The sequence below is a fragment of the Pseudoalteromonas luteoviolacea genome (assembly GCF_001696455.1).
GTDB lineage: Bacteria > Pseudomonadota > Gammaproteobacteria > Enterobacterales > Alteromonadaceae > Pseudoalteromonas > Pseudoalteromonas luteoviolacea_C.
Genome location: NZ_MAUJ01000001.1, coordinates 1,231,757 through 1,256,848 on the forward strand (window position 1 = coordinate 1,231,757; position 25,092 = coordinate 1,256,848).

The 25,092-nt window shown below is 41.2% G+C and carries 29 protein-coding genes and 1 pseudogene; 13 read left to right on the forward strand and 17 right to left on the reverse strand.

Annotation, left to right across the window (positions count from 1 at the left end; genetic code table 11):
* Positions 1-32 precede the first annotated feature (32 nt).
* Positions 33-779 (forward strand): amidohydrolase family protein, encoded by a 747-nt coding sequence (locus A7985_RS26830; RefSeq protein WP_256096645.1) that lies wholly within the window; start codon positions 33-35, stop codon positions 777-779.
* 45 nt (positions 780-824) lie between these two features.
* On the opposite strand, the gene A7985_RS05245 is transcribed toward A7985_RS26830, so the two are convergent.
* Complete coding sequence (locus A7985_RS05245; RefSeq protein ID WP_065789367.1) at positions 825-1,193, reverse strand: cupin domain-containing protein; 369 nt, start codon at positions 1,191-1,193, stop codon at positions 825-827.
* A gap of 95 nt (positions 1,194-1,288) precedes the next feature.
* Here A7985_RS05245 and A7985_RS05250 point away from each other — a divergent pair, with 95 nt between their 5' ends.
* From A7985_RS05250 to A7985_RS05290, 9 genes are all read left to right on the forward strand, one after another.
* Entirely contained in the window at positions 1,289-2,212 is a 924-nt protein-coding gene (locus A7985_RS05250) for a LysR family transcriptional regulator (protein ID WP_065789368.1), read from the forward strand.
* Positions 2,213-2,334: 122 nt separating this feature from the next.
* The gene (locus tag A7985_RS05255; RefSeq protein ID WP_065789369.1) at positions 2,335-4,866 is read left to right on the forward strand and encodes a TonB-dependent receptor plug domain-containing protein; all 2,532 of its coding nucleotides are present in this window, start codon (positions 2,335-2,337) and stop codon (positions 4,864-4,866) included.
* A 383-nt stretch (positions 4,867-5,249) separates the two neighbouring features.
* Positions 5,250-6,002: a DUF3450 family protein gene (locus tag A7985_RS05260; RefSeq protein ID WP_176716685.1), complete on the forward strand. Its 753-nt coding sequence runs from the start codon at positions 5,250-5,252 to the stop codon at positions 6,000-6,002.
* Positions 5,999-7,297 carry a MotA/TolQ/ExbB proton channel family protein gene (locus A7985_RS05265; RefSeq protein ID WP_065789371.1) on the forward strand — a complete coding sequence of 433 codons (1,299 nt, stop codon included), beginning with the start codon at positions 5,999-6,001 and terminating at the stop codon, positions 7,295-7,297. The genes A7985_RS05260 and A7985_RS05265 overlap by 4 nt, the downstream gene beginning before the upstream one ends.
* The gene (locus tag A7985_RS05270) at positions 7,290-7,673 is read left to right on the forward strand and encodes a MotA/TolQ/ExbB proton channel family protein (RefSeq protein ID WP_065789372.1); all 384 of its coding nucleotides are present in this window, start codon (positions 7,290-7,292) and stop codon (positions 7,671-7,673) included. The genes A7985_RS05265 and A7985_RS05270 overlap by 8 nt, the downstream gene beginning before the upstream one ends.
* A complete protein-coding gene (locus A7985_RS05275) occupies positions 7,670-8,080 on the forward strand; it encodes an ExbD/TolR family protein (RefSeq protein WP_065789373.1) in 411 nt (136 codons plus the stop codon). The genes A7985_RS05270 and A7985_RS05275 overlap by 4 nt, the downstream gene beginning before the upstream one ends.
* The gene (locus A7985_RS05280; RefSeq protein WP_065789374.1) at positions 8,080-8,736 is read left to right on the forward strand and encodes a hypothetical protein; all 657 of its coding nucleotides are present in this window, start codon (positions 8,080-8,082) and stop codon (positions 8,734-8,736) included. The genes A7985_RS05275 and A7985_RS05280 overlap by 1 nt, the downstream gene beginning before the upstream one ends.
* A 4-nt stretch (positions 8,737-8,740) precedes the next feature.
* Positions 8,741-10,102, forward strand: a complete 1,362-nt coding sequence (locus tag A7985_RS05285) for a tetratricopeptide repeat protein (protein WP_176716686.1) — start codon at positions 8,741-8,743, stop codon at positions 10,100-10,102.
* Between the two features lie 12 nt (positions 10,103-10,114).
* Positions 10,115-10,558 carry a DUF2799 domain-containing protein gene (locus tag A7985_RS05290; RefSeq protein WP_065789376.1) on the forward strand — a complete coding sequence of 148 codons (444 nt, stop codon included), beginning with the start codon at positions 10,115-10,117 and terminating at the stop codon, positions 10,556-10,558.
* A 136-nt stretch (positions 10,559-10,694) separates the two neighbouring features.
* Here the strand turns inward: A7985_RS05290 and A7985_RS26185 are convergent, their stop codons facing one another.
* Positions 10,695-10,829, reverse strand: coding sequence for a bacteriocin-like protein (locus A7985_RS26185; protein WP_141685264.1), 135 nt, complete (start codon positions 10,827-10,829; stop codon positions 10,695-10,697).
* Positions 10,830-10,938: 109 nt separating this feature from the next.
* On the opposite strand from A7985_RS26185, the pseudogene A7985_RS27130 reads away from it, so the two are divergent.
* A pseudogene (locus A7985_RS27130) lies at positions 10,939-11,205 on the forward strand (phage portal protein); the annotation flags it as partial.
* Positions 11,206-11,218: 13 nt separating this feature from the next.
* On the forward strand, positions 11,219-11,515 hold the full coding sequence (locus A7985_RS05295) for a hypothetical protein (protein WP_141685265.1): 297 nt from the start codon (positions 11,219-11,221) through the stop codon (positions 11,513-11,515).
* Between the two features lie 585 nt (positions 11,516-12,100).
* Here A7985_RS05295 and A7985_RS05305 read toward each other — a convergent pair.
* A complete protein-coding gene (locus A7985_RS05305) occupies positions 12,101-12,340 on the reverse strand; it encodes a PapB/FocB family fimbrial expression transcriptional regulator (protein WP_065789378.1) in 240 nt (79 codons plus the stop codon).
* Positions 12,341-12,686: 346 nt separating this feature from the next.
* Here A7985_RS05305 and A7985_RS05310 point away from each other — a divergent pair, with 346 nt between their 5' ends.
* Positions 12,687-12,929, forward strand: coding sequence for an ogr/Delta-like zinc finger family protein (locus A7985_RS05310; protein WP_065789379.1), 243 nt, complete (start codon positions 12,687-12,689; stop codon positions 12,927-12,929).
* Here A7985_RS05310 and A7985_RS05315 read toward each other — a convergent pair.
* The 14 genes from A7985_RS05315 to A7985_RS05380 form a co-directional block, all read right to left on the reverse strand.
* Positions 12,915-14,861, reverse strand: coding sequence for a tetratricopeptide repeat protein (locus A7985_RS05315; RefSeq protein WP_065789380.1), 1,947 nt, complete (start codon positions 14,859-14,861; stop codon positions 12,915-12,917). The genes A7985_RS05310 and A7985_RS05315 overlap by 15 nt on opposite strands.
* A 25-nt stretch (positions 14,862-14,886) precedes the next feature.
* Positions 14,887-15,435, reverse strand: a complete 549-nt coding sequence (locus A7985_RS05320) for a hypothetical protein (RefSeq protein ID WP_065789381.1) — start codon at positions 15,433-15,435, stop codon at positions 14,887-14,889.
* A gap of 354 nt (positions 15,436-15,789) precedes the next feature.
* Positions 15,790-16,746, reverse strand: coding sequence for a hypothetical protein (locus A7985_RS05325; protein ID WP_065789382.1), 957 nt, complete (start codon positions 16,744-16,746; stop codon positions 15,790-15,792).
* Positions 16,719-17,417 carry a hypothetical protein gene (locus A7985_RS05330; protein ID WP_065789383.1) on the reverse strand — a complete coding sequence of 233 codons (699 nt, stop codon included), beginning with the start codon at positions 17,415-17,417 and terminating at the stop codon, positions 16,719-16,721. Before A7985_RS05330 ends, A7985_RS05325 begins: the two co-directional genes overlap by 28 nt.
* Position 17,418: 1 nt before the next feature.
* Entirely contained in the window at positions 17,419-17,901 is a 483-nt protein-coding gene (locus A7985_RS05335; RefSeq protein WP_065789384.1) for a baseplate complex protein, read from the reverse strand.
* Positions 17,898-18,524 carry a hypothetical protein gene (locus tag A7985_RS05340; protein ID WP_256096646.1) on the reverse strand — a complete coding sequence of 209 codons (627 nt, stop codon included), beginning with the start codon at positions 18,522-18,524 and terminating at the stop codon, positions 17,898-17,900. Before A7985_RS05340 ends, A7985_RS05335 begins: the two co-directional genes overlap by 4 nt.
* Positions 18,517-18,723, reverse strand: coding sequence for a hypothetical protein (locus A7985_RS05345; protein WP_065789385.1), 207 nt, complete (start codon positions 18,721-18,723; stop codon positions 18,517-18,519). Before A7985_RS05345 ends, A7985_RS05340 begins: the two co-directional genes overlap by 8 nt.
* A gap of 8 nt (positions 18,724-18,731) precedes the next feature.
* On the reverse strand, positions 18,732-19,439 hold the full coding sequence (locus A7985_RS05350) for a hypothetical protein (protein ID WP_065789386.1): 708 nt from the start codon (positions 19,437-19,439) through the stop codon (positions 18,732-18,734).
* Positions 19,432-19,989 (reverse strand): phage tail-collar fiber domain-containing protein, encoded by a 558-nt coding sequence (locus tag A7985_RS05355; protein ID WP_065789387.1) that lies wholly within the window; start codon positions 19,987-19,989, stop codon positions 19,432-19,434. Before A7985_RS05355 ends, A7985_RS05350 begins: the two co-directional genes overlap by 8 nt.
* The gene (locus A7985_RS05360; RefSeq protein WP_065789388.1) at positions 19,986-20,783 is read right to left on the reverse strand and encodes a hypothetical protein; all 798 of its coding nucleotides are present in this window, start codon (positions 20,781-20,783) and stop codon (positions 19,986-19,988) included. Before A7985_RS05360 ends, A7985_RS05355 begins: the two co-directional genes overlap by 4 nt.
* Positions 20,776-21,912 (reverse strand): baseplate J/gp47 family protein, encoded by a 1,137-nt coding sequence (locus A7985_RS05365; protein WP_065789389.1) that lies wholly within the window; start codon positions 21,910-21,912, stop codon positions 20,776-20,778. The genes A7985_RS05360 and A7985_RS05365 overlap by 8 nt, the downstream gene beginning before the upstream one ends.
* Positions 21,902-22,228, reverse strand: coding sequence for a DUF2590 family protein (locus tag A7985_RS05370; protein ID WP_065790039.1), 327 nt, complete (start codon positions 22,226-22,228; stop codon positions 21,902-21,904). The genes A7985_RS05365 and A7985_RS05370 overlap by 11 nt, the downstream gene beginning before the upstream one ends.
* Entirely contained in the window at positions 22,228-24,087 is a 1,860-nt protein-coding gene (locus A7985_RS05375; RefSeq protein ID WP_065789390.1) for a hypothetical protein, read from the reverse strand. Before A7985_RS05375 ends, A7985_RS05370 begins: the two co-directional genes overlap by 1 nt.
* Positions 24,078-24,965, reverse strand: a complete 888-nt coding sequence (locus A7985_RS05380) for a phage tail tape measure protein (RefSeq protein ID WP_065789391.1) — start codon at positions 24,963-24,965, stop codon at positions 24,078-24,080. Before A7985_RS05380 ends, A7985_RS05375 begins: the two co-directional genes overlap by 10 nt.
* Between the last annotated feature and the right edge of the window lie 127 nt (positions 24,966-25,092).

Genomic DNA, 25,092 nt, shown 5'->3' on the forward strand with positions numbered 1-25,092 from the left:
CCGCTGAAGCAAATAGGCTAAAGCTGCCGGTTATGGTCCATGCCAATGCCACAGATATGCAATCAATTGCGCTACAAAACGATATAGATATATTGGCGCACGGTATATGGAACTGGCTGGATGAACACCAACAAGAGGCGAGTCTCTCTGCCAGCCTGCCAATAAATGTAAAACGCGTTGCCAATCAGATTCTGAAAAAAAATACCTATTATCAGCCTTCTTTAAACGTAATGCGTAGCCTCACAGACGTGATGGTCCCCGATCACCTAAACAAAAATGAATACAAAACAGTGCTACCAAATTGGCAGCTGGATTGGTACAAGTCTCCCAATGGTCAGTGGTTTGCGAAAGAGATGTTGTCAGGATGGGACGCTAAGAGCCACCAGCAAAAAATTGAATATATGCAGTCCAAACAAACTAATGGCAAGCGTGTTTTAAATTACCTATATAAAAAAGGAGCGCCAATATTATTGGGCTCTGATACGCCACCAGCACCCACTTATGCTTCTCAACCTGGGTTGTCCACTTTTTGGGAGCTAAGGGATATGCATCACGCTGGTGTTGATCTTGTTGGCTTGTTAGCCAGTGCAACCATAAACAATGCCAAAGCCTATCAACTTGAATCAAAATATGGGGCTGTATTGCCTGGAAAGGTAGCGAATTTATTGCTTCTAAGATCAAATCCTCTCACGAGCGTAGAAGCTTATAATGAGATTAAAAGTGTTATCCTCCATGGCACCGCACATGAAAGAACCACCTTTCATATAAACAATCTTTAAAAAATAAGACTGGGGCTAATGACTTAGCCCCAGTCTTATTTAGACTTAAATCCAGATATCATTATCCGCTGTCAACTCACCACCTGCATCGCCTGTATTTACCACTCCACTTGGTTCAATAATTAAAATATGGCACTCATCGGTAGCAACAGGTTTATGTTCTTCGCCTTTTTTAACTACATACATCTCACCACTTGTTAATGGTACAACCCTGTCTTTAAAATGAATATCCATCGAACCTTTTATAACGAGGAATAATTCATCCGTGTCAACATGCCGATGCCAAGTAAACTCTCCTTTTACTTTTACCAACTTCAGTTGATAGTCATTGAGTTGCGCAACTACTTTGGGTGACCAATGTTCATTAATCAATGCCAGCTTTTGTACAAAATTAATTACTGAGTTCTTATTCATCTTAATCATTCCTGCGTTGTCTAAAACTAGATTAAGTTGCAATTAAACATGAATCAAATGTACATTTTTCAGATAAATATGAATATGGTACATATATGAATCTAAGACAGTTTGACCAGAACTTGTGGTTAGTGCTAGATGCGCTATACCAAACTCAAAGCGTCTCAGGGGCTGCAAAAAGATTAAACTTGAGCCAATCGGCAATGAGCCATGCACTAAAAAGGCTTCGAACTGCGTTTAACGACCCTCTTTTTGTGAGGGAAGACGGCAAGATGCTCCCTACACAAAAAGCTCAAAATATACAATCACTTACACAACAAGGCCTCGAACTTCTCAACCAAGTTGCGAATGGTCTTGATAGCTTTTGTAAAAGCACGTCAAATCGGCAGTTCGTGGTAGCCGCCACCGACTTTACAACTAAGCTGTTTATCTATCCCCTGCTCAATATGTTATCTACTCTTGACTGCAATATACGAATTAAGGTCATTGATCTTAGCTCCGAAATCCCAATCAAAGCATTGTCTTCTAATCATATCGACTTGGTACTGACGTTTAGTCACGCACATGCTTTTGAAAGCAACCTTAGTCAAAAAAAATTAATTTCTGGGCAATATCGCGTCATTGCTAGGAAACAACACCCAATAGTTTCAAATGAACTTTCTTTAGAGGCTTTTCTAAGTGCAAAGCATGTGCTTGTCTCTCCTTGGGGTGCTTCAAGCGGCAGTTTAGACAATGAACTGGAAAAGCTCGGAAAACAACGTCATATAGCGGCCACCGTCCCACAGCTGATGAATGTAGTAGAACTGGTAAGCAACAGTGATCTAATCGCGACGGTCCCCGCAGTTTCTATCAAGCAACATGAAGTAGAGAGTGTCCAGATATTAGAACCGCCCCTTCCATTGCCTGACTATAATTTGTTCATGGTCTGGCATCCATCCTATAACTTAGACCAAGGTCTAATATGGTTGCGTTCTGAGCTTGAAACTATTGCAACACAAATACTTGAAGGTTTTTCATAGTCGCGTTTCCGACAATCTGTTTACATATTTAGAACAAAAATATTGCGCTTGAGTTTTATTTGTGACAACTTCTTAGACAGGCAAAGCCGTTAAAATAAAAAATAATTATAGAGTAGTAAGTTATGACAGGATCTCTCAAGCTATCGCCAATAGCATTAGCACTATTGGCAAGTACCACGATGGCGCAAGCCAATGAACCAACTGACGAAAAAATTGAAACCATTTCGGTCCTTGGTTCAAAAGTTTCCAACCGTACAGCCACCGAGTCAACCTCACCAATCGATATTTTAGATACTGAACAGCTCAACAAAGGTGGTTTCACAGAATTAGGGCAAAGCCTTCAATCAATTGCCCCCTCTTTTAACTTTAGTAGAACTCAAGTATCAGATGGCTCGGATTTATTTCGTCCCGCGACGTTAAGGGGATTGCAACCAGACCAAACATTGGTGCTAATCAATGGTAAAAGAAGACATACTCAAGCTATCTTCGGCTTATCAGGGACTGTAGGCGCAGGTGCCGCGGGAACTGACATGAACTCCATTCCTATGATGGCACTAAAAAATGTTGAAATTTTACGTGACGGTGCTGCGGCAAGGTATGGCTCAGATGCAATTGCAGGCGTTATCAACTTATCTTTGAACGACTCTACAGGTGTCACTACAGGTTTTTTCCAAGGCAGTTCAACTGGAGAAGGTGATGGTGATACATATGCACTAGGCTTGAACCGCGGTTTTGATATTGGTAATGAAGGCGGCTTTATCAATGTCTCTTTAGAATATCGAGATGCGGACGGTACAAATAGAGCAGAAAGAGACACTGGGGGCTCTTCAACAATTGCTAAAGGCAGTTTATCTGACTCAGTTCGCTGGCGTCAGGGCAATTCTGACAGTGAATTCATCTCCATTTTTTACAACGCAGCGCTTCCAGTTGGCGACAAAGAGCTCTACTCATTTGCGGGTTACTCAAATAGAACAGCGTTAGGTAATGGCTTTTATCGTGATTTTGACCGGGCTGAACGTAATGTCCCTCAAGTTTACCCAGATGGCTTTTTACCTCGCATTGATAACGAAGCAGAAGATGTCTCTTTTGCAGTTGGCATCAAAGGGGATATTAACCCAGATTGGAACTTTGACTTATCAACCGTGTACGGCGAAAACCAATACGACTATTCTTCGTCAAACACTATCAATGCATCTTATGCTGCTGAGTATTTAGCAAATAACCCTAATGCCAGTAGTCAAGATATCGCAGATAATGCGGGCCCTAGAGGTGGATACTCTGGGGGCTTCCGATTTGATCAATGGACAACAAACTTAGACGTTAACGGTGTAATAGACCGTGACAATGCAGAGCCAATTTACTTATCTATTGGTGCTGAGTATCGCAAAGAAAACTACCAAATTGTACCTGGTGAGGTGGCCTCTTATGCTTGCGGGGCATCGAATGCCGAGCGCTCATTTGCCTCTGTAATAAATCCAGAAGTGTTTGCAGATTGTGGTTTTCAAGCATATCAGGGGTTAAGACCTGATGCGGCAAACAGCGCTGACCGCTCTAGCCATGCTATCTACGTCGAAGCTGAAACATTACTTAATGAAAATTGGTTGGTAAGTGCAGCCTTAAGGTATGAAGATGTGTCTGATTCAGGCGACGACACGATTTGGAAATTGGCAAGCCGCTATGAAGTAACAGAAGATTTTGCTGTGCGCGCTGCTGCCTCAACCGGCTTCCGAGCGCCGTCACTACAACAATCAGGTTATACCGCGTTTACGACGACATTAGGCGGCGATGGTTCTTTAGCAACTTCATATACTGCAACGGCTGGCTCACCCTTTCCTTCTGCGCTTGGTATTGACGGGTTAAAACTTGAGTCATCGGACAACTATAATTTGGGTTTGGCGTGGGATGTTAGCAGCAACTTATCGCTGACTTTAGACTTCTACCAAATCAAGATTTACGACAGAATTAATTTAGGCAGCTTCATTGGCGCAGATAGCGAAGAGCTCACTAACTTTGCCGACGCAAATACCGCGCTAAAAGCAACTGGTGCTGTTCAAGGCAACTTCTTCTCAAACTCTTTGGACTCGACTACCAAAGGGGTCGACTTAATCGCGTCGTACAATACCGACTTTGCTGACGGAGAGCTTGAGATCACCTTTGCGGCCAATAAGAATGAAACAACCATCGATAGAGTAAACTCTCCTGAGGGGATTCCAGATACTATTGCACTTGATGAACAGCGTCGTTCTTTTTTGACTCATGGGCAGCCTCAAGAGCGTGCTACTTTGACGTTTGATTACCAAGCAGAGCAATGGTCTTCTTTACTAAGATTCAATTACTTTGGAGAAACAGAAGTCAGTTACTTTGCTGGCAGACACATTGTCCTACCTGACTTTTTGTCTCCGACTAATAGCTGGCAACAAACCAGTGTCGTTGAGTCTGCGGTCTTAGTTGATGTGAACTTCGGGTATGAATTGACTGAAAACCTCAATTTATCTGTAGGGATTGATAACCTCTTTGATGAGACGCCTGACGAACTTGGCGAAGACGAGGTACTCAATTTTATCACTAACGGGGCAATGCGCTACCCGCTTAGAGCACTGCCCTACGGCTTTGATGGCATGACGTATTACGCAAAAGTTAGCTTTAGCTTTTAAATAAAAACTGGCTCATGGTGCATTGAATGCTTTTTCAGTGCACCACTTCCCAATCTTCCCAATCTTCCCAATCTTCCCAATCTCCTCACCATACTATGATTGAAAAACAATCAACAAATACAATTAAGATATTTATATATTTGTCAGATCCATTAATTTAAATTGAGAGTCTACGTAAAAAACAAAAATTGCTGACCAAACTGATAGGCTATCTATCTTCCAAATTTAGTAAAATTCATCTTTAAAAATAACCAATACATTGTCTAATTGACATTAATTCAACACAGTTTCTAATATAAGACATGCGCAATATTTGACCTCTAGAATAGGTCTAAATGATAAGGACGTTTATATTGGTTACTCTCAAACGCTTTAGTTTAATTATGCTTTATTTTCTTGTATCAAATACTTCATTAGCTGATGAAGATATTCGTTTGGTTGAAAATTGGCTAAGCCTAGAAAAGCAAAAAAGTGTGCTAAATTCAGCATGGTCAGAACGCAAAGAAAAAATACAGCAACAAATAGCTTTGCTTAAAAAAGAGCAACAGGCATTGGAACAACTCATTGCCAAAAGCGATTCAAACAAAACCGAGGTTTCTGAACAGCGAAAGCTCCTTGTGTCGCAACAAAGAGAGTTTGAAGCATTTGATTCAAAACTTACGACCGAGTTAGACAAGTTGGTGAGCTACTTAAATGGAATAAACGCGAAGCTTCCACAGCCATTGCAACAACAATGGCAAGAAGTGCTGCCAACGCTTAGCCAAAAAGCCAACTCACAGAAATTGGAAAATGTACTCAAACTCCTAAAACAAGCATGGGACTTTGACCAAAGAGTTGTGTTTCATACCGGTCTAGTCAAACTCTCGACGGAAGACGCCAAGTCGATTCTCGTTGAACAAGTTTATCTTGGCATTTCTCATGGGTGGTACGTCTCAGCAGATAACCTGCATTTCGGTTACGGCAGAAGTGATGCTAATAACTGGCAATGGTGGCATGGCTCCCAAGTTGAGCAAGTTTTAAACTTTCCTTTAACGAGCGATCAAGTTTCGGCCGTTACACATATTCTAAAACATCCTACCAGTGCTAGGTATGTTCAACTCCCTCTCGCAGTGAACAAGACAGGAGAACGTTTATGATTCGTTTATCTTGTTACCTACTTATAATATTTTTTAGTGTCACTGTAATTGCTGCACAAGATGAGTCTGAAGAGCTCCAAAAACGGATCGCAACGTCGAACACGCAATTGAAAGAGTTACAATCACATATTGACAGTGAGCACAGAGCATTAGCTAGAGAGTTACACGAACAGCTCCAACGCGTTAAAACTCTGCGTAATAAAGCGAACAACATAAGACGATTGGAAGATGAGCAACTGCTCAATATCAATAAACTGAAAGAACGTAACCAACAGTGGTTGGCACAAAAAAATTATCAATTGCAGCTAGTTTCCGCATTTGAACAGCAGACACAAAGCTTGGTTTCTAAGCAATCTGGTGGAATAGATGCCACTCAAGTGCAAAAACAGTTTAATCGGATGCTATCGCCCCGATTTGAAACTAAGCAGATCATTGGCAGTGATAACAAGCTCGCGAATTTTGAGAGCATCAAATTTGGCCCGGTCGAATATGCCCTTAATGATAAAGAGGCTGGCTTGGTATCTGCACACCCGAACAGTGATGAGGCCTTGCTGAACCCTTTAAGAAATCATAATGGCCTTTACCACAATATGCTCATGCTCAAAGGCGAAGGCACCTCAAATATTCTGTTTGATCCAACTCTTGGTAATGCAGACAAGCTCAACAAAACCCAATTCTCCATGATGGAATATATAGAGCGTGGCGGCACTTGGGCAATTCCTATTATCTCTTTTGCATTGGCAGCGATTGTGATTGGATTAATCAAAGCTGTGCAACTATTTAAATTACCCAACTTAAAAGCGCTCGAACAACAGGTTGTTGCACATGCAGATAATCCACTCTCAAAGCTAAAATTCAAAAGCTGGGTTGAACACTTGGATCCTATACAAAAGTCGTTAACTGACATTGTCATTAAAAACAATGTATCTCAAAAAAGAGACGATTTATTGATAGCGACACTCTCTAAACACAAAGCATCCAACGAAAAGTACATTGGTGTGATAGCAACTTGTGCGGCCGTTGCGCCTTTGCTTGGCCTATTGGGGACCGTTTCAGGCATGATCCACACATTTATGATGATGAATGTATTTGGTTCCGGTGATGCCTCGGTGGTGTCAGGTGGTATTTCTCAGGCGCTTATCACCACTGAGCTTGGGTTGATTGTCGCAATACCTTCATTAGTCATTAGCGCACTTCTGACAAGAAAAGTTAAAAGCTTTCAATCATCATTAGAATCATTGGCCATCCAGTTGAGTAAAGTCGAGTTAACCCAAGCAGGCACTCAACATGATTGAGTTAAGCCTTTTGTTAGAGAATAAAGTGATACTTGCACTACTGGGTATATCAAGCTTCACCTACTTTGTTATTTTTGACCTTTACTTTAGCGAACCAAACGACGGTTGGGCGCAAAGTGTACAAAATTGGCAAGCGGGTCTGTTGTCGTTGATTGCAGCACAACCTTTGCTTGGCCTTCTAGGTACTATTCAAGGGCTTTTGGATACGTTTCAGGTAATTTCAATCTTTGATGCATTAAGTCAACATGCGATTATGTCTGGTGGTATTTCTAGTGCGCTAGTCACAACAAAGCTGGGTCTGTTGCTCGCTATTCCCTCTGTGGTTTTACGCCAACTTTTATTATTCAGATACAAGAAGCTGCGAGGCCAATTATGAAATCCTCTTTCGAACATCGCATAGAGCAAGAAAAAAGCAATGATATTGATTTAGCGCCTTTATTAGATGTGGTCTTTATTTTGTTGATTTTTTTTATCGTCACAACCGTATTTGTCAAAGAGACGGGTGTCGAAGTGAATAAACCTTCAGCGATTTCAAGTAAAAGCCTGGAAAAAAACGTGTTTTTATTAGCGGTTACTCGTGATGGCCAAGTGATATACGGCGGCACTAATATCGGACTAAACGGCATACGCAGTACACTTGAACACTTAAACCGTAAAGATGCTAGGCCGCTTATTATTCAAGCAGATAAATCTGTAACAACAGACCTTTTGGTAAAAGTCATCGATCAGGCGAAACTCGCAGGCATTGATAACATCAACCTTGCAACGCAAGAGACTTTATAATGATGACGCTCAAACATTTTGCATTTCGAGCACTCATTGTCTTAGGAGCTTTGATGCTCTCTGCATTGCTATTTATCTTCATGGTGGTGTTCGACCAAAACTCACCTGCTGAACCAGAGAAACTCATTGTCAATAAGATAGATGTTGCTGTGATTGCTCCCCCACCACCGCCACCGCCCTTAACGCAGTCAAACAACGCGCCCAGTAATGTAAGTGCGATAAATGTTATGGGTCTGGGTGGTCCGGTAAAAGTGCAATACGGCAATAAGAACGTAATGCAAGTGCCTAAATCTGAGGAGCTTGATTTACCGATGTTAGAATTAGACAAACTTGAATTTGTTAGTCACTTTTCTTCCAAAGTTCCCATGCTCAAGGTCGAACACCTCGACAGAGTACCCAAGGTCGTTTCGCAGCGTTATATAAAACCGCCAAAGGCCGTGAGGAAGTATGGCCAAAAACGAATTGAAACGTCTGTTGAGCTCATCATTGACCAAACTGGTAAACCCTATGTTAAGAAGATTATTGATCCCGTATTTCCTGAAATGATTGAAACGATTAGAACATGGGTCAAACACGCGAAATTTGAGATACCTAAGAAGGAAGGTAAAGCAGTGCAAGCTGTTTATTTATACGGAATTAACTTTAACTATGGATAATATCATGAATCTAAAACGCGCGGGTGTATTCTCCCTTATTGCACTTTTAATGGCTGGCTTCAAAGCGCATACACAAGACTATCAACTTGAGTTAGAGCCCGTTAGGTTTGTTTTACCAGCATACAGTGAGCAGTACTCAGATCGGGAAGTCACCTTAGCGCCTGACGAATATGAACTTGCTGAAAAACTCAAATCGTTACTGTCGAGAAAAGACTTTAAGAAAGTCAGCGAAGAACTTGCAACTTTTTATAACATCGAACTAAGCCCTGCACTTTTGATGATAAAGGCGCAGGTCCACTTCTCTTTAAAAGAGTATAGCAATGCCGAAAAAGTTTATAAGTTTGTTTTAAAACGAAAGCCACAATTGGTTCGTGCCCATCAAGACCTTGGGCAACTGTACCTTATCAATGAAGATTTTGAAAAGGCCCAGATACACTTTTCAAATGCCATTGCATATGGCTCGAACAGCGCGATGATCCATGGCCAATTAGGTTATTTAAACCTTCACAAAAATGGGGCTTTCAGCGCGTTGTATGCTTATCAAAAAGCCTACAGCCTAGAACCCGAGAATGAACAGTGGCAACAAGGGTTACTCACTTCTTTGGTTAAAGCAAAAATGTTCCCATCGGCATTAGCATTACTGAGCGAACTGATTACAAAAAACAAGCAGAAACAATCCTATTGGCTTACGAAAGCAGCAATCCATCTCGAAACGCAGCAAAGTGATAAAGCGCTTACATCTCTCGAATATGCACTTTTGCTAGGTGACCTATCACATCAAAACCTGCTTATAATGATCAATCTGCACTTTGAACAATCTCAGTATGACCGCGCTGTCGCACTGCTCAAAGCAAATGTCAGTAAACAGACGTTAGAATTTTCGGATGTTCGAAGTTATTTATATTGGCTCAATTCAGCTAATAGATGGGAAGACAGTGAATGGCTTTTACAACAATTTATTGGCTCTGATGCACTGACTCATATAGATAAAAGCACCATAGCATATACACAAGCACAGATTTTAGAAGCAAACGGAAAGCTTGTTGAGGCCGACAAGTTATACAAAGAGGCTTTGCATAATAATGCGAACAATGAACAGGCACTGTTATCTTACGCGCATCTACTTTTACAGCAAAAAGACTATATAGCTGCGGAGCAAATGTTTTTACGCTCAGAAGCATTTAACAGTGTAAATTTGCACGCAATGCTAGGGCGAGCCCAACTATACATCAATACTGACGATATTCAATCTGCATATAGTTTATTACTAGACGTTAAAAACAAATACCCTGACACACAGGGGATTCAAAACAAAATAGACATACTGGCAAACATTGTTAGCGTACAAGATGCTAATAATTTATAAGGAAAGTAAATCATGAAACTTATGACAATCACGACTATCATAATTGCACTTTTGACTGGGTGTAGCGCTACAAAAGAAACCCTGAGTTACTCTAATTGCACGACTGAAGATTGGACAACATTGGGCTTTAACGCTGCACAATCTGGTAAAGACGTCAGAACATTTGATGCAGTTAAAGCAGAGTGCGGTGCCACCCTTGCTTTAGATGCTCTAGATAAATTTGTTGACGGATATAGCGATGGGCTACTTGAGTACTGTACGTACGAATTAGGATATAAGCATGCAAAAAAAGGCTTAGACCAATCAAGCATTTGTCCAAATGACATGGCGATCGAGTATAAAAAGGGATATGTCATTGGTCACCGTGAGCGTTCTGAAATTGAAGAGTACATGGCAAGGCAACAAAGGGAAATGGATAGACGTAAACTCGGTGAACGCAGAAAAAACGAAAAATAATCGGGTTTTATATGCCATGCGCTATGAGTAGATGCAGAGAAGTCTAACTACCATAACTCGAAGCACAGTGATATTGGAGAAAGTGCAATTAAGGACTTATAGGATCAGGTCCTTAATTGACTATTATCCATCGTGATTAACCGGCAGGAGGCTCATCACCTCTTGCTGTTGTAATATCAATACTACTTATAGTAGTCACACCATTACCACCAACGACTTGCTTTAGATCTTTCGTAGACAACTTTTTTAAGTTCTTTTTTTTCAGTTTCATAATAATTCAACGTATTAAAAATAAAAGAGAATGAAAATTCCTATATGAGGTACCTAGTATACGGGTAAGCATGGAAAAAACGACAAGAATAGTGTTACTTTTTGTACCGAAGGACGAATTTGAACGCTTAAAAAAATTACACTTAACGACATACTGAGTATGCATCGTACGTAACAAGCATTAAACGGGCAAACGCCTGGCGATTCACCGCGCTTTGGTGATTTAGATAAAATAACGCGCATACTACAACAATGAAGTAGTTCCACCTCAAAAAACAATGGCTAGTATTAACCGCTATTTACCAACGCATCTACATATAAACTTTTCAATACCTGAATACTCTGATTTCAGCCCGCAAAGCGAAGGTGCCAAATGATGGATTTATAAACTTGAAACAAATTGCACAGTTTGTTGTTATCAGTATGACGGCTGCGGCCGTTCAACTTTATTTATCGCCCCCCGCTTTTACTTTTGGTCATTACTTCTTTAGCGCACTTATGGCCTTACTTGCAGCATATTTGGTTTCGAGTATTTGTGAGTATCTGGCCGTGGCCGAAAGTGCTAGACTAGGCTTTATAGGCGTGGGGACATATATGGCGCCGAACTTGTTTGAAGGGTTGAATAATTTAGGGCAAAGATTTAGTAAGGACCCTCTGAACGTAATCAATAAATTCGGAAGTAAATAGGTTCATATGAGTAGTTTTTATTTTTGACTGTCAGATTAAACATGAGCAAATTATTACGCTTTATAAATCCTATATTTTCCTTGTACTATTTTTCTAAGTCCAAATAGTACAATAAAAGCCAAAAGAATTGAGTGTAAAGACAGAAACACCCCTAAACTCAAAGCGTGGTAAGTGTATTTACCACTATAAACTATTCTAAATGGCTCAGACAGATAAAAGTGATAAGCACAAAATAACAAGGCCGCACAAATAACAATTAAAGAAAGAACCGTAGAGTAAAACTTTGCTGTCTTCTGAATGTGCACAATTGTCACCTTTACCACTATAAACCTGATAATTAAGAAGTAAACTACTGCAAATGATAAGTTGAAGCCATTAATAACGTAGTCACTAAACCCTTTCCCGTTTAATATATCAAGGATTAGTCCAAATATAGGGAAGCTTGCTATAACTTTGTATTTGCGCTCAATCATAAGAAAACATAAATAAGGAGTCGGATTTTGCATTTTGCATGCCGATGAAAGTTTTATCAACGGCCGCTATTTGCTCGCCGCTGCATTTCAGGTCAAATATGGGCTACGAAGTTCATAACCCGTCAATCTCTTTGATCATTTCAACGACGGCCGCCTTTTCTTCAAGTTTTTTGAGCGCTGCTAAGAAGTTTGGCATTTCAACATGGTTAATGATTGCTGCAGCTTTCTTATCCATGCCACGAACTAAATAATCTCTAAGTGCCGAAATTACTTTCTCACTGCTAATTCGTGTCAGTGATAAAAGCAGTTCGAACCGCTCTTGGCTTTGCATTCCTTTAAATAAATACCTCATGAAATAGTTATGAGTTAAATCATAATAATTTTAATTTAAATGAGTTTTCATTGAATTTCCAATATTTTGGATCTTTTCTTGTCACTCTCATGTCAAAACATGTCACAAGTTTGACATCCTGATCCTTTCGCAATTGCTGGCAGATCCTTATATACAAAGATTGCCACATAATCTCGGTGTCACTGGCAATGTCAAAATCATAAATTTTTTGTGCGAAAGCGGAAGGCGAGGAGGAGTGAATTTTTCGCCCTTTTGGTTTCTCGGATGCGTTTTGGCAGCGAAATTTGCGCCACGGAGTTAACTGTATATAATCACAGTATCTAGATTAGAATTTGAAGGTGTAACAATGCGAGTGACATGCCCACACTGCGGAAGTAAGGCGATAATAACATCGAGGGAGAATGTGGCGGATAACGTATCTGAATTATATTGCTCGTGCTCAAACACTAAAGAATGCGGTGCTACCTTTGTAGCGAGTCTTGCATTTAAGCATTACTTGAATCCGCCTAGGGGTGATGCGGCGCAACTGGCCGCAGCACTACTTAGTAATTTACCAAGAGAAAAGCAGTTAGAACTAATCGGGCTTTAATATTTTTAATCTATTCTTTGCGACTCTTACGTACTCTTTTATTTCCTCATTGCTTGAGTCAGCAAAGTGATTAATTAGTGTCTCATAGGATTTAATTTGTTCTTCTTTCATTTTTAAAAACTCCAATACTTTCCCTTTCTGGAGCATTGCTTGCGCAGTTATTATTTGCATATCTTCATTATCTGAGTCAATAAAACGTACAATCATTGCATCATAAGCTTTTATTTCTTCTTCAAACATTGATTGATCCCTCAGTATGCTCGCTTTACTTCTCATTGCATTAATAACTTCTACTTGTAATCTTTCGTCATCTGAGCCAATAAATCGGTTAATAAGTACCTCATAGGTTTCTATTCCATTTTCGTACTTATCAAGCTTCTCAAGCATAGACCCTTTAGAAATAATTGCTTGAGCAACTTGTAATTGTACTTCACGGTTTTCTGATTCGATAAAGCCAGAAATCAAACTGTCACAAACTTCTATTGCTTTATGAAACTCATTTAATTGGCGCAATGCGGAACTCTTAACCAATACTGCTGCAGCAACTCGGGCTTGTATTGCGTTGTTTTCTCTGTCGATAAAATGAGAAATCAGTCTGTCACAGGCTTCTATTGCTTTATAAAACTCACCGAAGTCTCTCAGGGTATAACTCTTAGTCAACATTGCACCAGAAACTGTAACTTGTATCTCCTCAAGATCTGAGTCAATAAAGCGAGAAATCAAAGAATCCAGGGCTTCTATTGCTTTGTAAGGCGTACCCAACCGCTCAAGTGTAACCCCTCTATTCAACATTGAACTAGCGATTATAGATTGCAATTTGTCGTTTTCTGCATCAAAGAAGCGAGCAATAAGTTCGTCATAGGTATGAACTTCTTCTTCATGTCTACCAAGACTCCTAAGGTTAAACCCTTTATTTAACATTGCTCTAGCTATTTGTAGTTTAAGTTCACTTTTTTCTGAATGACCAAGTCGCTTAATCAAGTCATCATAGGTTTTGATTGCCTCTAACTTTTCTTTGAGCATAGTTAGGCAGTATGCCTTTAATTCATAAACTTTGGCTAGTATTAACTCTTCAGCGATATTTTTCTCTTTCAATAGAATTACATCCCAAACTTTTAGCGATAAGCGATATCGATTATTCGCCAGCATTTCATCCCCAATTTCAAACCAGTCTTTAACCTCCAATTTATCGCTCTCGAAAACTACAGGGTCTATGTTGCTAGATTCATCGACCAATGAATCAATTAATTTTGCTCTAATCAACCTCTTTTCTGCGAATACTTCAGCTCGGTTCTTCTGAACGTTTTCAAATTCTTCAAATTTAGCTTTTAAGTTTTTATTCGTTTCTTCGAAGGTTTCCTGTGCTTGTTTAAGCAAAACATCATTATTTTTATCAAGCCAATCCTTCATATGTGTTTTTGAAGCTTCATTCGCTTGTTCTTTAGCTTTTTGAATCGAAATGTATGTGGTCGAAATACCTAAAATAACGGCTATTAAGGTAATTAGTATGCTGTATAACGTTAGCTCAAATGATATATCAGATATTCGACTATTAAAGTTAGCCAGCTGTTTATCTTGATTTTGCTCTTTATGAAGAAATTTACTTTCTATGACTTCTTTTTGATTGCTTAACTTATTTTGCAGTATTGTTTCTTTTTGGTTTAAAAGAAGCTTCAACTCTTCAAGCTGAAGTTTTAACTCGTTATAAGTTTCTTCCAGACTTTTAGCGTCACCATTCAAAGTGTTTTGCTGTTTTAATTTCTCATCTAGATCAGAAAGCTTATTTTGAATAGCTCCCAATTGCTGAGCCAGAGAAATGTGGACTAGCTGATTTTGGTTATTGCTTTGTCCAACAATTTTCTGTTTCTCATCAGCCAATACAGGTTGCATCGCAAAAATGGCAATGCTCATGAGAATAAAAAAACTACGCATCAAATGTCCTTTAAAGTAAATGAATCTAAGCCATCATCCCTATCCCCCACCAATCGTTATCGCTAATCGCGCTTGCCTCGCCTTCAACGGCTAGTTGAGCGAGTTCAAGATCACCTATCAGGTCTAAACCTTTACCGAGTTTTCGGTTGTGGCCATATATGGTGTTGGATGGAATTGTTCGTTCTTCTAAGTGAGCATAGGTAAAGGCGAGGTCTACAATCTCCCTAGCTTTTTGCCAATGCACGTCTTGTGCTGCTGGCGTCGTTACCCGCTCCATGTCGTTTAACTCTATACGTTTGAAAGAGTTAAGCTTGTTGCCGACAATATAATACACTCGACGACCCGCGACAACGTGGCCAGTTCGTTTTATCTGGTCAATTTGATCTTCATTAAGCACATCCCAATCTGCAATAGCCGACTCTTGGACTTCATAACGCTGCTGCTCTGCCTCTTTTTGGGCGAGAGAATGCGCTACATGCTTGATGTAGTCTTGTTTAAGTGAGTTAACCTGAGCTTTTTTATCTAAGATGAGCAATTGCCCTCCCCTTATTAGGTAAATAAAGCCGTTTCTCATGATCCTTTTTCCAAATCAAGATCAATGGGGTCAGAGTCATTGATCAACAGCCAGTGAAATACGCCAATACAAATTACTCAATTCCAAAATTGTTCCTTTCCGCTTATTTTATAAATCGAAGCCACTTTTCAAATGTGTTACTATGCCTGCGTTAGAAACCAAACACTAAAGCACAATAGATAGCTCACGACTTTATGAAAGAAAACAATAAATTACATACAAAAGAAAATGTTGAAAATATCCCAACTATCTATTGGCACGATTATGAGATAATAAACTTAACCTACTGATTATATTCTGTTTATTTTAAAATAAATTCTTTCCGTATACACACTTATATACACACCTAATTCTTTACCTAGCGACTATTGGCAGTAATACGTCAAGCAACGACTCAGCACTATCTTTAAAACCCTCAAACTCAGTTTTAGTCATTGGTGGTCCGGCTCCTTGGTCTTTATGGCCGTGTGAAGCCAGTTCAATACTTAATAATTTCACCAGCTCAATCAACTCCGCAAGTACTTGCGCAACGTTAACAGAGTCACTTCCAATCCAGATTGTTGCTCCTTCAAGCTTTGCTAATTCTGTTGCTTTAGCGTGGAGAGTCCTCAATGATTCTATGTTTAGATTCTCATGTGCTTTTATATCAATTTGATTTTGACTGCCAAGGAGCAGGCCTTCCAATGCTGTTATTAGCGCTTTTTCACCAACCACAGTTTTTAGTGCGCCCATGATTTTGTTTACTTGATTACCATCGATTTGATTAGTTTCATGAGTACCAATGGACGACTGTTTGATGTGAAATTGCTCTGTGCGCTCACGGGCCTGTACTTTGCTCGAATCACTAACTTGCGTGATTGAATCGTCAGTTTCTATTATCCAATTTCCATCGCGCCCTTGGATTTGTGCTCGAGAATTTTGTTTGAGGCCTACGTCAGTGTGCTTTTGCTCAGGTACCAGACTTTGCCATGGCAAAATACTGGTAATGATGGGAGCACTGTTTAAACCGTCGATGTATTGGATTAAACAAATCATGCCAGGCTTGGGCTCGTTAATTAGTCCTGTATCGCTTGCTTGGCCTGTTGCTAAAGTTACTTGCTCAAAGAGTGGTACGTTTAAGATCTCATAAGTATGTGGGTTTATGAGCTGAATATCTGCCGCTTTGTATGGTCTAAAAGGCGTGCTTATTTTGCTGCCATCTGTGGGTAAATCATAAATGTTTTCGATTCGAGCAAGTTGCGGCAAATGTTTACGCTCGCCTAACTCTGGAAAGTAACGGAGTATTAAACGCTTAACAGCCTGTTTGACCATTGTAATTGCATCCTGTCGTTTTGTAGCGTCACTTCCTGAATGTAACGCCCATTGAGTTTTAACCCTGGTCTTAACTTGGGAATAGCTATCACTTCGCCAGTTGTTGAGCTATTGGCTTTTAGCGAATGTTCAGGGAAATCTTCGATTGTTGACCGAGCCCAACGACTATCTTGCCAGCCACCAACGTAAACTTTGCCGTCCGACCTTTGTTGGAAAATGTACTGTGGAATTTGCCAAACGCGACCTATTTGTCGAAGTGCCTCGACGCCTGTACCCGCGTGACAAAACATGGGGACTTTGATTTGCATGTAATCGGCTTCTGGCGTCACAAATTCAATGCTTTCGTCTAACTCATCTAACACTTGCGAGATAGTCGGGTGACGTAGTGAAAATGGCTTTGGATATACCAGTGCGCCTAACAATTCTCGACACGTTAAATACCAACGCCCGTTTGCAAAATGTTTTGACTCAATCACGCCCAAAAAATAGGGAGTCATATTTGATACTTCATAGCCCAAATGTAATTCAATAAGTCCACTAGGCTCCACTTCTGTAACAACTTCAAAGCGGGCACGGCCTGCGCTATTCAAATCAAGTTGGACTTGCTTGTTGATGACTGTTGTTGCTGGAAAACCGTCAATATGTAGAGAGTCGAATAGACGTACATCCATGTTACGGCCCGTCTATTTGGTCGAATTGCTGCTGTATTTGGGTCTGTGAATCAGTTGCTTGCTGCTCACTAGCTTGATTTGATGTTTCGTCTAGTTGCTGTTGTTCACGCTCTGATACTGAGCGCACTTCTAGCAATTTGAATGAAATTTGCCAGCCTTTTGCGTCCTCTAGTTCAGTTGCTTTCACTTCACCACTGAACTTTGCTTTTCTGATTTTATACGCTTCAGCCAAATCACTGTTAATCGTATAGACTGTTCGTGCGCCGTTTTCGTCTAATGCTTTGGCTTTTGTGATGAGCGACGCTAGGTCATTACTATCAACAAATGCGATTTTTGCTTTGACGTTTAAGATACCCGGCTTTACACCATTGTCTGAACTGAGGGCATATGAACCAAAACCAGATAAATCGGAGCCCGCGAGCTTGATGCCTGCGCTTACTTTTGTGTCGTAACCTGGTACTTGCCAACCATCAATTGCTATCACAATACTTCCTTGATTTTGTTCAATTCGTCAATTTCGCCGACGAATAAACACAGTGCCCAAAATTCTGAATCGTCGCCTACTTGTTCGACCTGGCGTGCTAGTGACTCAATGCTAGAACCTGTCAATAATTGTTTGTTAAGTCCTGTACTTTCAGGCGCGAATTGTTGACTCAACCGCTCGTCCCTTGACGTTTTTAGTTCAACTGTTTCGGTCAGTGCGTCATCAATAGATTTAACTAAACTTTGCCCTTGTTCATTTACTTTTGCCAGCCCCTCTGTGATTTGCTTTTGTTGTAAAGGCTTGAGACTTTGCAAGCTCTGTTCGCACCACTCAAGACTTTGGCCTTCATATACAACTAATTTATCCTGTTCAATTGTACTGAGACTTTGCGCGTATGACGCGCATGTTATCAACCCAGGAATCGGGCATACTTCATTTATCGTTTGAAGTTGCGATGCTAACATTAGTGAACGTGTGCTATTTGCACTCAATAGTAGTCCATTGAGTGATTTAGGGCTCTCATAGCGAGAGCTATCTCTCAATGCGTTCGCGAGCGCTTTCGCGCCCGCTTGCATCTTGCATGGAGCTGCGGTTTCGTTAAAACAAACTGTTAATCTATACATCGAATGGATATTTTTCTTTGATTGCTGCAACCGCTTTTAGTGCTGCCGTTTGTGCAAGCGTGGCCCCCTCATGGTCCCCAGCTGCTTCTTTTCGAATCGCTTCCATAAACAATGGGTCAGACTGTTTTATATATTCATTTAGTCTGTTTCTGCTCGTTACAGCTTTTTGTGTAGATGTGTGAATATCGAGTAGCTTCATATGACCTCCTAGATGATTGTTTGTGGATACCATTCTGCGGCGTTCTGAACATTTCCGGTGGTTATGAATGGTAATGCAACTAAAACAGACCCTGTTGCACTTTTGCGCAATGGATGCGGATGAAAATAGTTGCCAAATCTGCCACTAACTTCACATAACCCATTGCCGAAATGCCATTTATTCAGTGTTGTACCCTCTCCCCAGTACCCAGTGATTTCACCAGACAATACTTTTACAAATGCTCCGTAAGTAAGTAATACTTGCTCAGGGTATGCGCCAGTGCCGCTTTTACTGTATGCTGGAAATGCTAACCAATTTGAGTTTGTTAATTGTGTCCACGATAATTTAATAATGTTAAAGCCTCGGTCATAATATTCATGAGCACGAAGCGACACACCAAGGTCGTCTTCCATACTTTGCAATAATTGCAATTGTGCTGAGGTTCTCTCTTCTGGAGAACGTGGAATTGTTTCAAAAAGCTCTGCAGTGACATCGTCATGCATCATCAACCCTGTTGGTAATTGTGTTGATGCATCTATCTCAAGAAATGGATTTTCAGATACGCAAATCCGAGGCAATTGACTCGACAATGAAGCAGCAGTATTTTGCAACTCAGCAATTGCATTCTGAAGCGTTTCATCAATCTGTGCGTGTTTGTTTTCAACAGTATTCGTTAGCGCGTCGCACGCATCTATTAAACGTCCTAAATCACTCATAATTAAATCCCTTATAAATTTGTTTAACGGCTCTATTCATGTTGTTTATTTGAATGGTCGCTATAGTCAGTAATGTGCTGTCAATTCGGTCTATTTGCGGGCTATAATCAAACATCCATGACTGTGCAGGTATCGTAATTCGAGAAAGTGCTGCGGCGGCTGCAAACTTGAGCACAAACGAGCGGTTATGCACATTGTTCACGCCTTTACGCTTTCGCTGCATGGGCAAGTAATCCACGGCCAAGAGCAAGCCAGCGTCTGTAACAAGCCCTATCCAGTTGTAATCGAAGTCCCCTACATCTTGCTCCAAAACCACAGCCCATGCCACAGTGTTTTCATCCACTCTGCCTTCAACATCGATGTTGCGGCGGTGTACGATTTGCAGTGACGGCGGCATACCTTCATTGGGGTTTCGTGTCGCGTGTTCATTTAGATTGGGAATGTTAGCAAACACCATTTCGGTGACGTTTAAACCCTGATTGTTCAATGCACTTGTTGCTATGTGCGCCTTTCCTGCGTTGGTAATAATCCCTGTTATTATTTGGCTCATAGTGTCGCCAGGCTTACGCCACCCTCCTTGCTGATAAATCCGTATTTCGGTTGTGCTTCGAAACTGTGCCGTACATTAAAATGAGTTGGTAAAAGCAATGTAGTTACAACACGGTTATCTAGCCCTAAAAAACAATTTAAGCGCTCAATATTGAGTGAGTGATTCACATCATGCTTTAACGGTAATAAAGGCGCTACGCTTGATTCATTTTGTAGAGATATAAAACCATGGCTGTATTGCTGTGTTGCTTGATTGTTAGCTTGCAAATGCAATGCATGCTGTACGTGACAGTTGTCCCATTGCACATGTGTTCCACCTAGTGATAGCGACACTTCCGCTTTATTGTGTACAGTCAATTCATAGCGTCTGCATGTACGCCCATAGAGCTGTATTAGCTCTGGTAATAAATTGTTGTTATTAGCCAACGCATTGTCTGTTAAATCAATGGCAATAATGTCCCAATCTCTGCCGTCTAATCGTTCACTTACTTTGAGTACTTCAATGCCAAGGCGCGCAAAAATGTCTTTAATGCACGCAAACTCGCCCGCGTTTATTGTATTTACGAGCGCATGTTGAACGCGACTCCTATAGAGCTCTAAAGGCTCATCATGCAATCGGTCAGTTAAACGCTCCCAAGCCAAAAAGCTCAAAATAGGTTCTTCATTCTGCTGTTCATCTTTTTGATTCACTGCCCACATGACAAATTCACTGGTTTTATTCCAGTAACCAGTAGCAGCTTTTACTAATTTTTCGGCATAGCCTTTGTTTAGCCAAGTTGCAATTTGATTAGCCACGGTTCACCTCCAAGCTCCCCAACACTGGCAACCAATTTTGAGGGTGAATGTCATCAATGTTGATACGAATTGATTTGAGCTGTTCAAACTCTTCGTGCAACTCGCTGATCAACTGACTGATTGAGAACACCGAATTATGCGTAACACGTGTTGGCTTGTACGCCGCGTTTTTTCGAAATGCAGACTCTATAAAACTGGTTATCTGAGAGTGAATATCACTGTCAGTATGCAGTGTATAAACAACAGATACATTGAGTGTTTGCGTTGGCATTGCATATACAACCACATCATCACCAAGCCCATGATGACCATTATCGCGAATATGGCGGTTGATTGTTTCTAGTAATGCACTTGGTACCGTGCCAACATCTAAATAAATATACACATTTGCGGTACCTGGTCCGCGTGGCCCGTTTGTTTCTATCTCAATGTTATCAATGGGCACATGGAATCCCGCGATGATTTGTCTGTAAACATCGTTGGTGTGCCAGCGTGCAGCGGTACCAAAAACGTTTCGAATACGTTCCCGGTAACTCTCGGTGTCTTCTTCGTCATCACCTGGTAGTAAAAGCCAATCGTCAGAATTCGTCACTGTAACCCCGTCTTGCGGCTCTAAAAAATAGCGATAGGAATTCGCGGGTAGATTGAACGCCGCCCCTACTTCTATAGCCTCTGCTAATGCACTAACGGCACTAACTCCTTCATTAAAATTAACGTCTTGCAATAATGTTAGTTCGTAGGATTCTGAGCCAATCACGTCCGTTGTGATTACAGTGCCAGCAACGACAGAGCTTTCACCCTCGCTGTTTTGGCGTGAAAAAGTCAGTAATCCACGTGCTTTCAAGCCAGTTTGAATAAACACATTTCGACTTGGGCCGTGTTTTTCAATTAATGCGTCGCGACTTGCGGTCATGATAAATAGATCTGGCATTACCGTTTGGGCAATCCAATTAAACAGCTTCACAACGGGTTTTGTGATCAAGGCTTCAATAGTTCGCCAGAACGGACCAAATGGAGAGTCATTCGCCACAGAAATATTCTGGCTTTTGAGTTCTTCACGCCATTGATCTGCGGCTTTGTCTTCTGTCAGTGGTAAACCCGCTTTTTCCATAAGAGCTTTAAATTTCATGATAGCCCCCGTACTGTCTGGTTTTTGCGTCAATTGATAGTCCGTTATCGTTTTTTATTATATTGATTGAGCCAGGTTTAAGCCTGTCGTCTTGTTCAATAAGCAATTCAAGCTCGGTCAGAATTGGCTTAATACCGTTTTCATTGCGCAGCCCAACAAGCTTTACAAGCAAACCACTTTCTAAAATGCGGTGCTTAATGTCTTGTGCTATTACGTCTGCTTTTTGCAGTGTTGCAGGACTCAGGGAGTCATTGAGCACAAAGTCCCCATCGACAACGTTTAAATCTATATGCAACTGGATATCGTCAAATGTCATCATGATGCTAACTCCATTACATCTTCGAACGTGCGGGCCATGTCATCTGTTTTTACCGTTAAGCTTTCGATGTGCACGTTCTTAGAGTTGTCACTGCTTGCATTGCTGGTATTGATATTGTTTGTTTTAGCAAGCTGCTGTAAAAATGCAGAGCGCTTTGGCTTGGCCACATAGGTGCTGTTTAGCTCGATTTGCTCTTGCTCTAATGACTGAGCACTTTGTTCAAGAACCTGGCTTTGGGCATTGTTGGTAATTGCGTGATCTAAATAAGCCAATTGCGTATTTTGCGTTAAAGCTTGTTCTGCTCCCACTGCATGATGATTACTATTAGCTATATTATGATTAGCTAGAACTTGTGCATTTAGCGGTATCACGCTGCTTGAAAGCGCTTGGTTTACTTCACTAACTTTTGAAATTGGTGTGTTAGTAAAATTCGCAGTCTGTGGTTGATCTACCGCTGCAAAGTTTTGTTGAGTACGGCTTGTATTGTTAGATACTTGAGCATTTGAAAGTGCCACAACATTACTAGGTAAAACAATAGTCGATTGCGAATACAAAGCACCATTTTGAGTTTGTTCAAGCACTCGATTAGTTACGCTATTACCCGTTTGCAAGCTTGAGAACTGCACAACATTGTTTGATTGTGCCTGATCTAAACTTTGCGATGAGTGACTTTGAACTTGCGGCATAACAGAGTTTATATGTGTTGCGCTTTCTAACGATTGCACTGCTGAGCTTGGCTGCTGGCTAATTTTCTGCACTTCTTCATCATCACTGAAAAAGTCAATCACCATATTTAAAACGCCATTATCTGCAACTGATTTCAAAAAGCCGGTGACACTTGCGGTTATATCCCCAAAAAAATTAAAGAACGTTTTGATTGTAGAGAAAACTCCCTCAAATACTCCTGAAATGATTTTTCCAATTCGAGAAAATACCGCTGAGATAGGCTCATACACAGCCATAAATGCCGAAGTTATAGAACCTGTCACTGTACCGACCAACTCGCCAATAAAGCTAAATGCAGGGGCTACAAAATCATAAATCGCAGAACCAATGGACTTAACGAGATACCATATGATTTGCAGTGGCAAAGTGATTAAATCAAAAGCTACGCGCATACCCTGCCAAAGCATTGAGTTGTCTGCCCAATCACTAAAAGCTGCTGATATTTCATCGAAGTAATATACAAGCGCAGATACGGCTGCGATTGCAGCAACGACCCCTACGACAATCCACGTTATCGGATTAGCAAACAATGCGGCAGAAAACGCCCAAGCTGCGGTGGCTGCGGCTCCCAGTTTTGCAGTGACTAAACTCAAAACGCCAACAACCCCCATACTTTGTAAACGGCTCAGCATACCGCCTGCAAACAATAGAGCATTGCCATAGTTTGCTGCTGCAAAGCTGGCGGCTTTCATAGCTGCGGTTTGTATTACTAATGCACCCGACCACGCTTTAGACCAGATACTTGCAATCTTGGTTGCTTGCGCACCTTGTAGCATAGCCAAACGGTACAAACCCACTAAGGCATTGAAAGTGCCCATTACTATGGTTACACCAACTAAGGCGACAGCAAACGTCCCTATAACACCACTCAATATGGGAAACTCTTGAGTGAGCCAAACAACTCCTTGTAGTAATGTAGCGAGTAGGTCCACAATTGGCTCAATGATTGGTAAAACGGCTTGACCCATGCTTACCAATGCTGCATTAAGTGAGCCGCCGAATCTATCCCATGCGCTACCCATGGCGTCGGCCATTTCAACAGCCACCCCCATATTAGAAATATTACCTAATTGGTTTATGTTGTTTTCAAGCTGATCAACTTGGGGCATAAGCTGTTTAATCAGTGCCACAGCTTCTTTGGTACCAACGCTTTTTGCAGTGCGTCACTTTCTGCAACGGTGTCAATGATCCCAAACTTTTCATGTATTCGGTCCATCACTTCAACCATTGGCAGCATACGCCCTTGTGCGTCAGTGAGTTGAATACCAAGCTTTTGCTGTGCTTTACCAACTCCACCAAGGAATGCGCGGTATTTGGTACCCGCTTCACTGCCAGACATGGTGGCTTGCAACTGACCAAGTACCGCCATGGACTCGTTCATTGTTATGCCGTGGGAATTAGCCTCTGCACCCAACGTGCTGAAAGCTCCCGCCATTTCAGAACCCGTAGTTTTGAACATACGAACTGACGCGGCGGTTTGCCCTGTTAGCATTTGTATCCACTCAGATTTACCAACTTCTTTGGCTGTGTCTTGGTAAATACCATACATGGTACCGAAATAATCGGTGGTGGTCGCCGCGTCACTTTTTGTGCCTTTGGCAAGAATGGCGGATGACTCGGTAAACTGAGCAAGCTCATTACCAGTAAGGCCACTGATGGCAGATTGGATGTCGTAAGAACTGCGAATAACAGCAGCAGTATTACCGCCGTAATTACTTACAAAATTAATTGCGGTGTTATTAAGTTGTGTCAGAGCCTGGTTAGACACATCAAGCGATTGCACCTCGCCCAAAGCGGCTTGTGCTTCAATGGCAGGATTGAGCGAGCCAACTAACATCATGGCCCCACCCGCTGCACTCATTAGTCCGCCTGATAACTGTTCCTTGGCGCTGGCTGTTTGTTCGCTCAGTTGATTTATTTTAGCCATGATCTTATTCACAGGCCCAGTGACTTTATCAATCAGGCCTATTGAATATTGCAACTTGTCCATTTTACTGAGTGAACTCATGTGTTTTACTCTTCGCCGTTTAGTGCCATGCAAATACCGTTGTTTACTGCAACGGTTAGCAACTCCTGTTGCTGAGTTTCAATAAAGAGCGCTTGTGCCAAGGTTTCACCTGATATTGGCAAATTAC

What these genes read in the sequence shown, in the direction of transcription:
- A7985_RS05340 (WP_256096646.1), bottom strand. Translation starts at nt 18,524, where the DNA reads ATGTATAGATTAACAGTTTGTTTTAACGAAACCGCAGCTCCATGCAAG.
- A7985_RS05290 (WP_065789376.1), top strand. Translation starts at nt 10,115, where the DNA reads ATGAAACTTATGACAATCACGACTATCATAATTGCACTTTTGACTGGG.
- A7985_RS05355 (WP_065789387.1), bottom strand. Translation starts at nt 19,989, where the DNA reads ATGAGCCAAATAATAACAGGGATTATTACCAACGCAGGAAAGGCGCAC.
- A7985_RS26830 (WP_256096645.1), top strand. Translation starts at nt 33, where the DNA reads ATGGTCCATGCCAATGCCACAGATATGCAATCAATTGCGCTACAAAAC.
- A7985_RS05350 (WP_065789386.1), bottom strand. Translation starts at nt 19,439, where the DNA reads ATGAGTGATTTAGGACGTTTAATAGATGCGTGCGACGCGCTAACGAAT.
- A7985_RS26185 (WP_141685264.1), bottom strand. Translation starts at nt 10,829, where the DNA reads ATGAAACTGAAAAAAAAGAACTTAAAAAAGTTGTCTACGAAAGATCTA.
- A7985_RS05315 (WP_065789380.1), bottom strand. Translation starts at nt 14,861, where the DNA reads ATGCGTAGTTTTTTTATTCTCATGAGCATTGCCATTTTTGCGATGCAA.
- A7985_RS05275 (WP_065789373.1), top strand. Translation starts at nt 7,670, where the DNA reads ATGAAATCCTCTTTCGAACATCGCATAGAGCAAGAAAAAAGCAATGAT.
- A7985_RS05250 (WP_065789368.1), top strand. Translation starts at nt 1,289, where the DNA reads ATGAATCTAAGACAGTTTGACCAGAACTTGTGGTTAGTGCTAGATGCG.
- A7985_RS05260 (WP_176716685.1), top strand. Translation starts at nt 5,250, where the DNA reads ATGCTTTATTTTCTTGTATCAAATACTTCATTAGCTGATGAAGATATT.
- A7985_RS05245 (WP_065789367.1), bottom strand. Translation starts at nt 1,193, where the DNA reads ATGAATAAGAACTCAGTAATTAATTTTGTACAAAAGCTGGCATTGATT.
- A7985_RS05370 (WP_065790039.1), bottom strand. Translation starts at nt 22,228, where the DNA reads ATGACATTTGACGATATCCAGTTGCATATAGATTTAAACGTTGTCGAT.
- A7985_RS05365 (WP_065789389.1), bottom strand. Translation starts at nt 21,912, where the DNA reads ATGAAATTTAAAGCTCTTATGGAAAAAGCGGGTTTACCACTGACAGAA.
- A7985_RS05285 (WP_176716686.1), top strand. Translation starts at nt 8,741, where the DNA reads ATGAATCTAAAACGCGCGGGTGTATTCTCCCTTATTGCACTTTTAATG.
- A7985_RS05330 (WP_065789383.1), bottom strand. Translation starts at nt 17,417, where the DNA reads ATGGATGTACGTCTATTCGACTCTCTACATATTGACGGTTTTCCAGCA.
- A7985_RS05270 (WP_065789372.1), top strand. Translation starts at nt 7,290, where the DNA reads ATGATTGAGTTAAGCCTTTTGTTAGAGAATAAAGTGATACTTGCACTA.
- A7985_RS05280 (WP_065789374.1), top strand. Translation starts at nt 8,080, where the DNA reads ATGATGACGCTCAAACATTTTGCATTTCGAGCACTCATTGTCTTAGGA.
- A7985_RS05265 (WP_065789371.1), top strand. Translation starts at nt 5,999, where the DNA reads ATGATTCGTTTATCTTGTTACCTACTTATAATATTTTTTAGTGTCACT.
- A7985_RS05255 (WP_065789369.1), top strand. Translation starts at nt 2,335, where the DNA reads ATGACAGGATCTCTCAAGCTATCGCCAATAGCATTAGCACTATTGGCA.
- A7985_RS05325 (WP_065789382.1), bottom strand. Translation starts at nt 16,746, where the DNA reads ATGGTCAAACAGGCTGTTAAGCGTTTAATACTCCGTTACTTTCCAGAG.
- A7985_RS05320 (WP_065789381.1), bottom strand. Translation starts at nt 15,435, where the DNA reads ATGAGAAACGGCTTTATTTACCTAATAAGGGGAGGGCAATTGCTCATC.
- A7985_RS05305 (WP_065789378.1), bottom strand. Translation starts at nt 12,340, where the DNA reads ATGAGGTATTTATTTAAAGGAATGCAAAGCCAAGAGCGGTTCGAACTG.
- A7985_RS05310 (WP_065789379.1), top strand. Translation starts at nt 12,687, where the DNA reads ATGCGAGTGACATGCCCACACTGCGGAAGTAAGGCGATAATAACATCG.
- A7985_RS05380 (WP_065789391.1), bottom strand. Translation starts at nt 24,965, where the DNA reads ATGAGTTCACTCAGTAAAATGGACAAGTTGCAATATTCAATAGGCCTG.
- A7985_RS05345 (WP_065789385.1), bottom strand. Translation starts at nt 18,723, where the DNA reads ATGAAGCTACTCGATATTCACACATCTACACAAAAAGCTGTAACGAGC.